At 35.2% G+C, this 13446-nt stretch carries 15 protein-coding genes; 4 read left to right on the top strand and 11 right to left on the bottom strand.

The genetic code is table 11. The features are described from left to right. Positions 1 to 49: 49 nt before the first annotated feature. Positions 50 to 1015 carry a Gfo/Idh/MocA family protein gene (locus tag ACEN2H_RS04940; RefSeq protein ID WP_441730972.1) on the bottom strand — a complete coding sequence of 322 codons (966 nt, stop codon included), beginning with the start codon at positions 1013 to 1015 and terminating at the stop codon, positions 50 to 52. A 142-nt stretch (positions 1016 to 1157) separates the two neighbouring features. On the opposite strand from ACEN2H_RS04940, the gene ACEN2H_RS04935 reads away from it, so the two are divergent. After that, on the top strand, positions 1158 to 1799 hold the full coding sequence (locus ACEN2H_RS04935) for a protein-L-isoaspartate(D-aspartate) O-methyltransferase (RefSeq protein ID WP_441730970.1): 642 nt from the start codon (positions 1158 to 1160) through the stop codon (positions 1797 to 1799). A 32-nt stretch (positions 1800 to 1831) separates the two neighbouring features. Here the strand turns inward: ACEN2H_RS04935 and ACEN2H_RS04930 are convergent, their stop codons facing one another. Together ACEN2H_RS04930 and smpB are read right to left on the bottom strand one after the other, a co-directional pair. Next, positions 1832 to 2881 (bottom strand): Fic family protein, encoded by a 1050-nt coding sequence (locus ACEN2H_RS04930; protein ID WP_441730968.1) that lies wholly within the window; start codon positions 2879 to 2881, stop codon positions 1832 to 1834. A gap of 89 nt (positions 2882 to 2970) precedes the next feature. Next, positions 2971 to 3423, bottom strand: a complete 453-nt coding sequence (gene smpB, locus ACEN2H_RS04925; protein WP_441730966.1) for an SsrA-binding protein SmpB — start codon at positions 3421 to 3423, stop codon at positions 2971 to 2973. A 70-nt stretch (positions 3424 to 3493) separates the two neighbouring features. Between smpB and ACEN2H_RS04920 the strand changes: the two genes are divergently transcribed. Beyond that, a complete protein-coding gene (locus ACEN2H_RS04920) occupies positions 3494 to 3724 on the top strand; it encodes a VF530 family DNA-binding protein (protein WP_441730965.1) in 231 nt (76 codons plus the stop codon). Between the two features lie 2 nt (positions 3725 to 3726). On the opposite strand, the gene ACEN2H_RS04915 is transcribed toward ACEN2H_RS04920, so the two are convergent. From ACEN2H_RS04915 to ACEN2H_RS04905, 3 genes are all read right to left on the bottom strand, one after another. Continuing rightward, a complete protein-coding gene (locus ACEN2H_RS04915; RefSeq protein WP_441730963.1) occupies positions 3727 to 4278 on the bottom strand; it encodes a DUF3575 domain-containing protein in 552 nt (183 codons plus the stop codon). Positions 4279 to 4383: 105 nt separating this feature from the next. Beyond that, positions 4384 to 4932 carry a GNAT family N-acetyltransferase gene (locus ACEN2H_RS04910; RefSeq protein ID WP_441730961.1) on the bottom strand — a complete coding sequence of 183 codons (549 nt, stop codon included), beginning with the start codon at positions 4930 to 4932 and terminating at the stop codon, positions 4384 to 4386. Positions 4933 to 4952: 20 nt separating this feature from the next. Next, on the bottom strand, positions 4953 to 5807 hold the full coding sequence (locus tag ACEN2H_RS04905) for an aldose 1-epimerase family protein (protein WP_441730959.1): 855 nt from the start codon (positions 5805 to 5807) through the stop codon (positions 4953 to 4955). Between the two features lie 180 nt (positions 5808 to 5987). On the opposite strand from ACEN2H_RS04905, the gene ACEN2H_RS04900 reads away from it, so the two are divergent. Next, complete coding sequence (locus ACEN2H_RS04900) at positions 5988 to 8255, top strand: M1 family metallopeptidase (RefSeq protein ID WP_441730957.1); 2268 nt, start codon at positions 5988 to 5990, stop codon at positions 8253 to 8255. A gap of 72 nt (positions 8256 to 8327) precedes the next feature. Here the strand turns inward: ACEN2H_RS04900 and ACEN2H_RS04895 are convergent, their stop codons facing one another. Together ACEN2H_RS04895 and ACEN2H_RS04890 are read right to left on the bottom strand one after the other, a co-directional pair. After that, positions 8328 to 9371: an agmatine deiminase family protein gene (locus tag ACEN2H_RS04895; protein ID WP_441730955.1), complete on the bottom strand. Its 1044-nt coding sequence runs from the start codon at positions 9369 to 9371 to the stop codon at positions 8328 to 8330. A 2-nt stretch (positions 9372 to 9373) separates the two neighbouring features. Then, the gene (locus ACEN2H_RS04890; protein WP_441730953.1) at positions 9374 to 10261 is read right to left on the bottom strand and encodes a carbon-nitrogen hydrolase; all 888 of its coding nucleotides are present in this window, start codon (positions 10259 to 10261) and stop codon (positions 9374 to 9376) included. Between the two features lie 380 nt (positions 10262 to 10641). Here ACEN2H_RS04890 and ACEN2H_RS04885 point away from each other — a divergent pair, with 380 nt between their 5' ends. Beyond that, positions 10642 to 11187, top strand: coding sequence for a DUF4494 domain-containing protein (locus tag ACEN2H_RS04885; RefSeq protein ID WP_441730951.1), 546 nt, complete (start codon positions 10642 to 10644; stop codon positions 11185 to 11187). Between the two features lie 116 nt (positions 11188 to 11303). Here ACEN2H_RS04885 and ACEN2H_RS04880 read toward each other — a convergent pair whose 3' ends face one another. From ACEN2H_RS04880 to ACEN2H_RS04870, 3 genes are all read right to left on the bottom strand, one after another. Then, on the bottom strand, positions 11304 to 11750 hold the full coding sequence (locus tag ACEN2H_RS04880; protein WP_441730949.1) for an endo-arabinase: 447 nt from the start codon (positions 11748 to 11750) through the stop codon (positions 11304 to 11306). Between the two features lie 135 nt (positions 11751 to 11885). Further along, positions 11886 to 12398 (bottom strand): GNAT family N-acetyltransferase, encoded by a 513-nt coding sequence (locus tag ACEN2H_RS04875; RefSeq protein ID WP_441731062.1) that lies wholly within the window; start codon positions 12396 to 12398, stop codon positions 11886 to 11888. A gap of 120 nt (positions 12399 to 12518) precedes the next feature. Beyond that, the gene (locus tag ACEN2H_RS04870; RefSeq protein WP_441730948.1) at positions 12519 to 13442 is read right to left on the bottom strand and encodes a hypothetical protein; all 924 of its coding nucleotides are present in this window, start codon (positions 13440 to 13442) and stop codon (positions 12519 to 12521) included. Positions 13443 to 13446 lie beyond the last annotated feature (4 nt).

Here is a 13446-nt window from a genome sequence, read left to right as displayed (position 1 = left end):
ATTTAATTTTAAAGTTTTCTCGTTAAACTTTTAAATCCGAATCGTTAATCTATTTTTTAAAACAGTCAATAATTTGGTAGGCCACTCTTAAGGCTTCTGTTGCTTGTTCCAATGTTACAATAGGAGTGGAATTGTTATTTATCGCGTCGGCAAAAGTTTCCAGTTCCTCGAGAATCGCATTGTTTTGTTCCACTTCAGGGTTAGAAAAATAAATTTGCTTTTTTACGCCTTCTGCATTTTGTAAAATCATGTCAAAATCTCCCGGCACTTCTGGGGCATCTTTCATTTTAACAACTTCACATTTTTTCTCTAGGAAATCCACAGAAATATAGGCATCCTTCTGGAAGAAACGCGTTTTACGCATATTTTTCATCGAAATTCGGCTAGCCGTCAAATTGGCTACACAACCGTTTTCGAATTCAATCCGAGCATTTGCAATGTCTGGAGTATCACTTATAACGGAAACGCCGCTGGCGCTAATATTTTTCACTTTAGATTTTACTACACTTAAAATGACGTCAATATCATGTATCATTAAATCCAAGACTACGGGAACGTCTGTACCTCTAGGATTGAATTCTGCCAAACGATGCGTTTCAATAAACATGGGGTTTTCAATCATGTTTTTGGTGGCAATAAATGCGGGATTGAATCGCTCCACGTGCCCCACTTGCCCTTTGACATTATATTCTTTAGCTAATGCAATAATTTCTTCGGCTTCCGCCAATGTATTTGAGATGGGTTTTTCTATGAAAACATGCTTACCTGACTTGATTGCAACTTTAGCGCATTTGTAGTGGGAAAGTGTAGGGGTAACAATGTCAATAACGTCAACCGCATGGATAAGTGTTGCTATTGTACTAAAATGTTTATAGCCAAATTCCTTTGATATTTTATCGGCGTTCTCTTGATTGGGATCGTAAAAGCCAACTAATTCATATTTTTCAGATTGTTGTAATAAACGTAAATGTATTTTTCCAAGATGACCAGCACCTAGTACTCCAATTTTCAGCATAATGATGTTGTTTCCACAAAAATAACAATTTAATGATTAAACCGTTAAGGATAAGCAACAATTATTTGATGATTTAAAATTAATATTTGACAATTGGAATTAGAATTTGTTTTCTATTTTTACCAAAATTAAATAATAAACTTTGAAAGATACAGGTAAGCATCAAGGGCTTCGCAATCAATTAGTAAGCGTTTTAGAGGAAAAAGGAATTACCGATGAAAATGTTTTGGGAGCTATAAAAAAGATTCCGAGACACTTGTTTTTGAACTCTAGTTTTGAAGACTATGCTTATCAAGACAAAGCATTTCCTATCGCTGCTGGTCAAACCATTTCGCAACCTTATACTGTCGCTTTCCAGTCACAATTATTGAACATAAAAAAAGGAAATAAAGTTTTAGAAATAGGCACAGGTTCAGGTTATCAGACTGCTGTATTGTGTTTGATGGGAGCCACAGTTTTTAGTGTAGAGCGCCAAAATGAATTATTTAAACAAACTTCAGTATTATTACCCAAGTTAGGAATTCGTCCTAAACATCTTTCTTTTGGTGACGGGTATAAAGGTTTGCCAAGTTATGCTCCCTTTGACAGTATCATTGTTACCGCCGGAGCACCTTTCATACCACAACCTTTGATGGCACAATTAAAAATAGGGGGTAGGCTCGTTATTCCATTGGGAGAAGGTGTGCAAATAATGACCTTATTGATCCGGATAAACGAAACTCAATTTGAGAAGCATGAATTGGGTGAATGTCGATTTGTTCCTTTGTTAGAACATAAAAATTAAATAAAAATACATTCGTGCTTCTGATTTTTGTTTTATTTTGATAGCATAGCGGCGTGACGCTCTAAGGTCTCTATCTCGATTTGGGCAATAAATAGTATGAAGGAGTCCTCATTAATTCCTGTCAAAGCATTTTCCAATTTTTTATAATATTTCATTCTGGTTTCGGAATCACCTTTAATGTTGACGATGATATAGCCATTTTGCAACAAAACAAAATTCATAATCAATCTCGAGACCTTTCCATTTGCATGCGTGAAAGGGTAGATAGCCAGTATTCGTTGATGCATTTCCGTTGCTAAAATAATGGGGTGCAAGGTGCTTCTGTTCTTTTCATACCATTTAAATAGTGCTTCTATTTCTTTTTCAATTTTTAAAGGATCTGATGGAGTAAAACCGTTTTCCTTTAAAGCGAATGAGATTTTACGGTATTGTCCAGCATCTTTCGGAAGTATCCCTCTCAAAATAAGACTATGTATAGAAGTCAGCTCTCTTTCATTAAGAGAAAGGTTCTTGTCAACCATATTTTTGATAAAAGCTATCGCTTCAATATGATTTAGCGCTTCCATATGTTCTCGCATATTTTTTCCTGAAATCGTTTGACCTTCATTGATAACCAAATTAGTTTCCAACAGCGTCAAAGTATTTCCTTCAATGCGATTACTTTCAAAGGTATATTCTAGGTCTGAGTCTTTGGTAATTTGAGAATTATTTATTGGCTCAGTAGTTTCTAGTTTTAGTTTTAATCTATCGATTTCATTCAACAGTTTTTGAAGCTGAGGCGAAATTTTACTGGCAGCAGATTTTCTTAGGGATTTAATCTCGACTTCGGCGTCTTTGAGCGCTTGTAAAGCGAATTCTTCTTGGCCAATTTCATGAATGATTCTTTCTTTCAACCAAGCGGTCATCAATATTTCAAAATTAACATCAAGCAGTGCTGCCAATTTTGTGATTTGCTCCTTGGTTGGTCTTCTCGTTCCGCTCTCAAATTTACTCACTAAAGCTTGGTCAATGCTTAATAATTGGGCTACTTCTCTTGTTTTTAATCCCTTTAGTTCTCGAGCGTTTTTAAGTAAACTTTTCATTAAAAAAAAACATGTTTATATTGTCTTGACAAATTAAGTCATTAAATCACATGTAAAAAAAGGTCAAATGTTCTGACCTTAATATTGATTTAAAACTCTTTTTTGATTCTTGCTAGATCACGCTTGGTGTCTTGTTCTTTAAGTGACTCTCTTTTATCGTAGGTTTTTTTTCCTCTGCAAAGTCCTATTTCGAGTTTAGCCATTCCTTTTTCGTTAGTGAACAATTTTAAAGGGATAATAGTTAATCCTTTGGCTTGAACACTTTTTGCCAAGCTCTTTAATTCTTTCTTGTTTAGCAGGAGTTTTCGTTCGCTTCGCGCTTTATGATTGAATTGATTTCCAAAAGTATATTCCTCAATATAGGTGTTAATTGCAAAAAGTTCCGTCCCGCTAAACTCGCAAAAACTTTCGGTAATGTTTGCTTTACCTAAACGAATTGATTTAATTTCAGTTCCGGCCAAAACGATTCCTGCGGTGAGTTTTTCGATTATTTCATAATCGTAACGTGCTCTTTTATTAAGTATGTTGATTTTCTTTAGCATAGGAGTACAAATGTAGGAACAAATCAATGAATCCCCACTATTTTTTAGAAAATTGATATAAATTTGCAATATGGAAAAGCAGCGATCAAAAGACCCTCTTCACGGAATTACTCTAAAAACAATTTTGGAAAAATTAGTCGACTATTATGGATTCGATACGATGGGCGAATTGGTGAATATTAAATGTTTTAATGAAAACCCGAGTATTAAATCGAGTCTAACTTTTTTGCGTAAGACGGAATGGGCCAGGAAAAAAGTGGAAGAATTATATTTAAAGGCGGAACCTAAGTTTGAAAATTAGAATTAGTTTAGTTTATAAGAAACCATAACACCTCCCCTATAAGGCAACCATTCACCGCTTTTGTTATAATTTTCGGCTGTTTCGTAACGCTCGCCAGTAGTCAATAAGTAGCCTTTGTAAAACCCCTGTTGATTTCCTCCCCCTATAAAAACATCTAGCATAAACTTGTCGTTTATTTTAGTTTGGTATCCTATTGTTGCACCCATTATATAGCCAAAACCTTTCTCATATTTGTCAGTATTCAAATAGTTCCATTTCTGAAAATTAAATAGAGTTGCGCCAATATGTGCCCCAATATAAAATCCATTATTCTTTTCATGGAAATGGTAGCGGTATTCTGGTATAAACGTATAAAATTGTCTAGGCTTTCCATTAATAGATCTCCAAGGCGATGCTAAAACATCAAATTGAAAGGTTGATTTTTTACCAATACTGGTTTCAATTCCGATATTTGGAATGGCTAGTAAAGTTGTTAAAGCATTTACTTTTATGTAGGTTTGGCTTTGTAATTGAATTGAAAGTAAAACGGTAAGTAAGAAGAAAATTTTTTTCATTATAAAGTTGGGGTCGATTTAAAAGTTGCCTTTTGGTTCTGTTTGGTTGCAAATATATGACATCAGCTATAGTAATTGTAATACATTTGCTATAATTTTACGCGATTATTTATTTAATAATGAATAAATGACGGTGTCCAAAAAGCGCCCTTCATAAAATTCATTTTCTTTTAAATGAGCTTCTTTTTTGAAACCATTCTTTTGCAACACTTTCTCTGATGCTAAATTAGCCGGATCTATAATTGCTTCAATAGAATGTAGCTTCATTTCCTCAAAACCATATTTTACTACTTGTTTTATGGCTTCCGGAATGATCTGCTTGCCGCGAAATTGTGGTAGTAACATATAGCCAATTTCGGCCCTATAATTTTCTAGACGTATCCTATAATGACCTATTATTCCAATCAGTTTTTGACTGCCTTTTAATGTAATAGCCCAATTTATTCCTTCTTGAGTTGTAATTTTGGCATCAATATTTGCAATATGTTCTAAAGCGTCTTCCGTATTTTTCAGTAATGGCCTCGGAATATATTTCATGGTTTCCGGATCGGACCGCAGTTGAAAAATCTCTTTTACGTCAGAGTTATTTACGCGTCGTAGAAATAAACGTTCCGTTTCAAGATTTGGAAATGGTTCAAAATTAAGCTGTAGCATATTTTTGACTATTAGATAAATTAAAGGATTTCGATGCTAAATTTTGATTTGAAAGTCTCATTTGACTCCAAAATTTGAATGCCTTCTTTTTCCATTAGGTTGCCGGAACTTTCAACAGAATCCGAATAGCCAAACCAAGGTTCAATACAAAGAAAAGGCGCGTCTTTTTTTGTCCAGATGCCAAGGTTAGGAAAGCTGTCATAATGCACTCGTAGAATTGGTATCCCAGTATCTAGTACGGTCAAATAATTAGATTTTAATGATTTAAATATCAAGGCGTCGTTTTGGAACAGCTGATAGTTTAGTGGAACAACAGGACCTACCTTCGCAAGGGTTTGCGTTTGATTTGAAATTAAATCATTTTCGAGTAGATTGTATTCCAAAGGCTCTTCTTTTTCAAATTGGATACTGTAGTTTTCAAAATTCCCAGGTAAAGAAAAGGCGGGATGCGCTCCAATTGAAAACGGCATCTTTCTGTTTCCTTTATTGATTACTTGATAATGAATATGCAAACTGTTGCTATCAAGTACATAGCTAATTTGGAGTTCAAAATCAAAGGGATATATCTTTAAAGTATCTTCAGATGATTGCAGCGAAAAAGTGGCGCTACTTTCATTTTTTTCAATTAATTCAAATACTCCATCTCTTGCGAAACCATGTCTAGATAAGTGGTAGTGATCGGAATTATAAGTATAGCTATTGTCTTTTAGAGTGCCTACAATTGGAAAAAGAACAGGGGAGTGTTTCCCCCAAAATTCAGGATTTCCCTCCCAAATGTGTTCTTTATTGTTACTCCTGCTTTTAAGTGAAAATAGTTCTGCGCCAGAATGATTAATTTCTGCAGTTAAAGTTGAGCTGGTTATCGTTGCGGTCAAAATGAGAGAATTTTTAATATATAATGAAGCTGTAAATATATTTCTTAATTTTTATTTTAGACAGAGAATAGTTAGTTATTCTGTTTTTGATAAAATTTTCCCAATTTTTGATTAAAGCCAAGGATTTATTTTATTGGTATGCTTCTTTTTCATTAATTTGCTATGTAAATAATGAAAAATATGAAAAATATTCGGTTCAAAGCCCTGCTCCAGATGGCCTTATTGTTAGGAGCATCTTGCCTATGGGCGCAGCAAGTTCCTACTAGTGAAAAAGTAGCAGTAACTTCAAATTATAGTTATCAGGATGCTTTTGCACCGTTTTTTTATTCGAAAAATGGAACTAGTACGCGTTCTGCTAGTGGCCAGCCCGGTCCGGAATATTGGCAAAATAGAGCTGATTATCAGTTGACCGCTGTATTAAATGAGCAAAAAAATGAAATTGTAGGTACAGACATAATTACCTACACTAATAATAGTCCAGATAAGATGTCTTTTGTTTGGATGAATGTGGACCAAAACTTATTTAAGGCAGATTCGCGTGGTAATGCAGTTATTCCTTTGACAGGGAGTCGTAATGGAGCTCGAGGACAAATTTTTGACGGAGGTCATAAAATTAAGTCTGTTAAAGTTATTAGCACAACTAAAGGAAAAGTTACTGAGATTGATGCTAAATACATCGTTACAGATACTAGAATGCAGATTATGCTACCTCAAGTATTAAATGCTAAAGGAGGTTCGGTGAAAATTAAAATTGATTTCTCCTATATTTCTCCTTTGGAAGGCTCGGACCGTACTGGAGTTCTAGACACTAAGAACGGGAAAATTTTTACTATCGCACAATGGTACCCACGTATGTGTGTGTATGATGATATACAAGGATGGAACGTAAACCCATATTTGGGAGCCTCTGAGTTTTACTTGGAATACGGAGATTTTGACGTAAATATTACGGCACCATCAAATCATATCGTCGTTTGTTCTGGAGAATTAGTGAATCCAACCGCTGTTTATAGTACAGTGGAACAAAACCGATTAGCACAAGCAAAAAAAAGTGACAAAACGGTTTTTATACGTACGGCTGACGAAGTATCGGCTGGTGCAAATGCTAGCGTGTCAACTACTAAAACATGGCATTATAAACTAAAAAATGCGAGAGATATGTCTTGGGCATCATCAGCAGCTTTTATTTTAGACGGAGCCGAAATTAATTTACCGAGCGGTAAAAAATCATTGGCATTATCAGCGTATCCTGTGGAGAGCTCCGGTGATGAAGCTTGGGGCCGTTCTACGGAGTTTACTAAGGCTTCTATTGAGAATTATTCTAAAAGATGGTTTGAGTATTCTTATCCAGTTGCTACAAATGTAGCAGGGAATGAAGGTGGTATGGAATATCCAGGAATTGTTTTTTGCGGATGGGAAGCTAAAGGCGAGGATTTATGGGGAGTGACTGATCACGAATTTGGTCATAACTGGTTCCCTATGATTGTGGGCTCAAACGAACGTTTATTTGCTTGGATGGATGAAGGGTTCAACAGTTTTATCAATTCATTAAGTTCAGCTGACTTCAACAATGGAGAGTACAAGTCAGAGCCAGTTGATTTTCATAAAATGGCAGAAACGTTTACCAGACCTGAATTAGAAACCATGATGAATTCGCCCGATAATATGAAAGAGGCTAATATTGGTGTTTTGTGTTATTTTAAGCCGAGCTCCGCGTTGATTGTTTTACGCGAACAGGTGTTAGGCGAAAAACGTTTTGATTTGGCTTTCCGCACCTATGTCGAGCGGTGGGCTTTTAAACATCCTACTCCGGATGACTTTTTTAGAACAATGGAAAATGTTGCTGGTGAGGATTTAAGTTGGTTCTGGAGAAGTTGGTTTGTGAATAATTGGCGATTAGATCAAGGGATAAATTCAATCAAATATGTGAAAAATGATCCTAATCTAGGAGTTGTTATTACTGTAGAGAATTTCGACAAAATGGCTATGCCATTAGTTTTAGACATAAAAACTAAAAGCGGAAAAGTGAGCCGTGTAAAACTACCTGTTGAAATATGGCAAAAAAACAAGCTATGGTCCTTTAAGCATGACTCTACTGAAGAAATTGAGAGCATTACTTTAGACCCAGACCATAGTTTTCCGGATAATAATGAAGGAAATAATATATGGACAGCAGCTAACGGAACCATTGAAAAAGATCTTATTTTAGATGGTTATCTGGGAACTTATTCTAATGATAAAGCTCCGATAAAAATTGTTTTTAGTGATAAAAATGGGCTTCTTAATGTAGGAATAACAGATTATCCTGACTTTACCGTAGAACTGATAGCTAAGGATTTTTTCGAATCTAAAAGAGCAGGACTTAAATTTCAATTTAACGAAAGCAAAACCGGATTTGATATGATTGTAAATGATAGTCAAAAGATTCCTTTTATGCGAGACAAATAGTTTGCTCAGTACCCTAAACGAAAACACCAGCGTAATACTGGTGTTTTTTTATATAAAATATTTGAGTTTTTTTTAAGATGGAATTTGTTGGCTTAAGCAATGTAAAGTCCCAAAACCCCATATCAAATCAATAGCGCTAATTCCTATGATTTCTCTATCGGGAAAACATTCCGCTAGAATGTTTAGTGCTTTACGATCATTAGGGTCGTTAAAAGTGGGAACTAAAACGCATTTATTCAAAATAAGGAAATTGGCATAACTCGCGGGCAATCTTAAATTTTCAAATTCGAGGCGTTTTGGCATTGGCAAAGCGACGATGATTGGAGACTTTCCGTTTTCTAACTTCGCATTTTGTAAACGCTTTAGGTTGTCTTGTAATGGAAGATAGTTGTTGTCTTCCGTATTTGTCTCGATAATGGTCACGATAGTGTCTTCATTGATGAAGCGGCATAAATCGTCGATGTGTCCATGTGTGTCATCGCCTTCAATACCATTTCCTAGCCAAATGACATTCGTTATTCCCAAGTATTCTTTGAATACGGCTTCGTAATCTGCTTTAGTGAAATTTGGATTTCGAACCTGAATATCGGGATGCATCAAACATTCTTCTGAGGTAAGTAAAGTTCCTTTTCCATTTGAATCTATTGCACCACCTTCAACAATTACAGGCTTTCCTTTGTACCTGACTTGCGTCAAAGGGATATCCAGAAACTGGGCAACTTTAGCGGGAACATGTTTGTCCAACATGTAATTTTTATATTTGGCCCAGCCGTTAAAGTTGAAATTTAGGGCTTCTCTTTCTTCTCCGTTTTTAATCACAATAGGACCGCTATCACGCATCCAGCTTCTATTAGTTTTTTGGATGATAAACGAAATGTTGTCAACGTTTACGAAAGCTCTTTCGAGCATTCCAGTAACTTTTTCTTTTAATTTTTCATCTGCAACGACCAAAAAAACTGTTTCATAAATGGCTACTTTTTTGATAAATTCGATAAACGCCCACTGAATAGCTTCATACTTTCCAGGCCAATCGTTCCCGTTATGTGGAAAACAAAGTAATATTCCTTGTTGGTCTTCCCATTCCGCAGGAAATCTTCTGTTAGTTGTAGTATTCATAATTAGTCGATTGCTCTTTTCGTAATGTCACCAAAAGCGTCAATTCGTCTGTCCCTGAAGAACGGCCAGTTCTGACGTACGTTTTCTTGTAAATCTAAGTCAACTTCGGCAATAAGGATTTCTTCTTTGTCGTGCGAGGCTTGCGCTAAAATTTCTCCCTGCGGTCCCGCAATAAACGAAGATCCCCAGAACTGAATTCCGGCCGTATCAGGCAAGTATTGTTCCAGACCAATTCTATTAGCGGCAGCAACGTACACTCCGTTAGCAACTGCGTGCCCTTTCATCACGCTCATCCAAGCGCCATGTTGGTTTTCACCATATTCGTCTTTTTCTGCAGGATGCCATCCGATTGCTGTTGGATAAAATAAAACTTCAGCCCCTTGAAGTGCCGTCAAGCGTGCCGCTTCTGGATACCACTGATCCCAACAGATTAAAGTTCCTATTTTTCCTTTCTTTGTTGGAATTGTTTTGAAACCTAAATCTCCAGGTGTGAAATAGAATTTTTCGTAAAAATGAGGGTCATCCGGAATATGCATTTTACGGTATAATCCCGCTTCTGAACCGTCTGTGTCTATGATATAAGCACTATTGTGATAAATGCCAGCCATTCTTTTTTCGAAGAAAGGAACAATAATAACCACCCCAAGTTCTTTTGCCAACGCGCCAAAAGCGATAAAGGAAGTGCTATATAATGGTTCTGCAATGGCAAAATTGTCAACATCTTCACTTTGACAGAAATAATGACTGCTGTATAATTCTGGTAACGAGATAACTTCAGCACCTTGACTGGCAGCATCTCGCACCCAGCTCAAACATTTTTTAAGGTTGTTTTCGGCAACGTCGTTAAGGTTCAGTTGAATGACTGCTATTTTGTATTTCTTGTTTGGCATTAGATAAATTTTAGACTGCAAAAATAGGCAATTTTATAAGGAGTAGATAATTGAGCTTATGGAAAAATGGTGTTCCATTAAAGTTACGCTTTTATCGTTTTGTTTTTTGTTGTGATAGAGTAGAGGAGCTAGCAGTAATTTGGTTATTTTTTTAATTTATTTTTTAATTTTCGTAATCTAAAAAGAGTCGTAATTCCCGTAACAAGCTTAGCAACTGATTGATGCGTCTATTGGTTTTTGGTTTAATAATTAGTCAAAAAGTTTGTTGAAAATTTATCCTGACATCTAGCTGAAATTGTGGATATCTATTTTATTTATTGTGCATTTTTTTTCCTTTAAAATCTATCTTTGACATCCTTAATTAAAAACAATAGAGCACAATGTGGTACGAATGCAAAATAAAATATAGAAAAACAGATGAGACTGGTTTACAAAAGATGGCAACAGAACCTTATCTAGTAGATGCTTTATCCTACACGGAAGCCGAAAGCAGAATCAATGAAGAGATGTCGGCCTACATAAGTGAAGAATTCAAAATCACGAACATTAAAGTAGCCAATTTTGCCGAGATACATCCCTTTGAAAACTGTGACCGTTGGTTTAAATCAAAAGTATCTTTGTTGGCTTATGATGAAGAAAGTGGTAAAGAACGAAAGACGAATATGTATATTTTATTACAGGCTAATGATGTTAAAGAAGCCTTTGATAACACTACTACTGTGATGAAAGGAACAATGGGTGATTATAGTATTCCTGCTATAACAGAATCTCCTATTCTAGATGTCTTTCCTTATTTCAGTGGTGAGGAAGGCGAATTAGAGCAAATAGAAAAGTTCAATGCCTTAAAAGCTTCTAAACCAGAACTGGCAGCAGAAATAGAAGATGATATGGAGTTTGAACCAGCTACTGAAGAGGCAACTGTTTAACGATACACAAGATATAACGTTCTTATCGCTGAGTAATAAAAAGAAACACTTGTTAATGCTACAATAGTAGAGTTAACGAGTGTTTCTTTTGTTATTTGATGATATAAAATTGTGGTTTATTCCGATTTATAAATGTGAATCGATTGACCCACTAATTTCCATTTGTTTTTTATCTTCTCTAAAAGTCGTATTTCATAGGAGAGCGTTTTCTTGCCATCTTTTGCCGTTGATTCTTCATCATGACTGACCCAAGCGCTTTCGCCATTGATGCTTATTTTGTAATTGGTGTTTACCGCAAAACCACCATTTCCCATTGCTTCCGGTTTGGTGTTAATCATTGCGGCTGGGGGAACGTCAAAAGTTTCACCTTTGGATGTAGAGATTAATATTCGGCTATACGGTTGGATATGCCAGCAATCACTGTGCCCTTTACTGTCTTGTGCCCTCCATGTAGCCGATTCTTTTTCTAACAGATTTTTAATCAATTCTGATTCGTCTTTCTTTTGTCCGTAACCTATTAGACTAATCGCAATAAGGAAGTAAGAGCTTAATTTCCATTTCATAGTTGTATGTTTTTCTGAAATTAAAAGTAGTGTTTTTTCTAAAGTTGGCCAAATAGTTATTGAGCTGTAGTTACTTGGCAATACAAAAGCTAGTCTATCTGGCAGTTTATTTATAGTTGTAACTGCTATTATTTATTAAGTCGTAGCTAATATTTTTTCGTATGCTTTTCTTGGGCTTGCTCTTAAATACACCAGACCACATAAAGTATAGCCCATCTTTTCAAAAATTTTAATCATAGCAATATTGTCAAAGTTGGTGTCTGCTTTTATACTGTATATATCATTTTTTAGGGCAAAATCTTCTACATATCGGATAATCATTTGAGCCAAGCCTTTACCCAAGTGTTTTTCGGAAATTGCCACTCGGTGAATCACAACAAAATCACCAGTCGTTAACCATTTGCCTTCAATTTTATCATAGGCGGGCTCGTCATCGATTATTACTGCACAATAACCGACTATAGTGTCTTCTTCAATTAAAACAAAACCCTGCCCTTTCTCAATGTCATTGTGTACAACTTGCAGATTGGGATAGCCGTCTTGCCATTGCGTGCTGCCGTCTTCTTTTCTGCGGAGTATGGCATGTTGCAGAATCTTCCATATTTTAGCGGCTTCAGATATTTTTGCTTTTCTAAAGTGATAATCCATCATTGTAATTTATTCGTTCATTATAATAGAAAACAGATCTTCTAGAATAAGATTTTTATAAAAAAAATACTTTATAGTTCTTGGTAAAGATTAAGTAGGAAGCGGTATTCGTTTTATAGACTAAGTTTCGTTTTGGTAGTTCCTTAAACCTTTCGATTTTTCACTTGTAGACAAAATATTTTTTTCATATTTATTATGAATTATAATCATCATTAGTCCAAAAAGAACTGCTGCAACAATTAAAACAATATTGACTAAGCCACTGACCCCAAAAGACATTCGGATTAAAATTGTCGAAATTATAAACCCAGAGTTCCTCATGATTTTATGAAATTCGTCTGTGTAAAAGAAAGAAATTAAAAGCAGAACTACATCTACTAAAATTAATACCGTGAAAAATTGATCAAAAAAGAGATTGTTAATACTTTCTAATATAGGTAACTGGGAGGTTGAGACAGGAGTGCCCATTAACCAATTTATGAGTGTGTAGGAAGCCATGATGAAAAATAATGGCAATAAAAGAACCGCTATTATTTTTTTCTTTTTGACAAAACGTTGAATAAAATCAGTTGCCTCTGCGTTCTCTTCAAACTTTTGCTTTCCATGCTTTTGAAACTGAAATATTAGATAGAAAAGTAATATAGATGCTACTATATCATAGGTAAATTTGAGATCACCCTTAATTTCGAACCATTCTGAAGTGAGTTGTAAAGAAGATAAATCTTTAAATAATTTTCGAATAATGATAAGGGTGATTATTTCATATTGCTTCGTTATGTAGGTTGTAAACGACTTTGGCAAGTAGTAAATTAATAGATAAACCTCATAAATAAGAATAAAGGAAAATGGCGTGTAAATTGCCGATATAGGATTTTTTAGTAATTCTGGGTTTCCCCCAATATATATAACATCGAATTTCTGTAGATAAATAAGGACTAGGTGAATTAAAAAACTCAACAATGCGATATTGAGAATTGTTTTTTCGACCTTAACACGTGTTCTCTCCGAAAGAAGAGTCTCAAAGATAATTGTTAGTATTTTCATTTTT

The sequence above is a fragment of the Flavobacterium sp. W22_SRS_FP1 genome, assembly GCF_052113685.1.
Classification (GTDB): Bacteria; Bacteroidota; Bacteroidia; order Flavobacteriales; family Flavobacteriaceae; genus Flavobacterium.
Note: the sequence above shows the minus strand (reverse complement) of the source record. Positions and strands in the feature narration are given on the sequence as shown.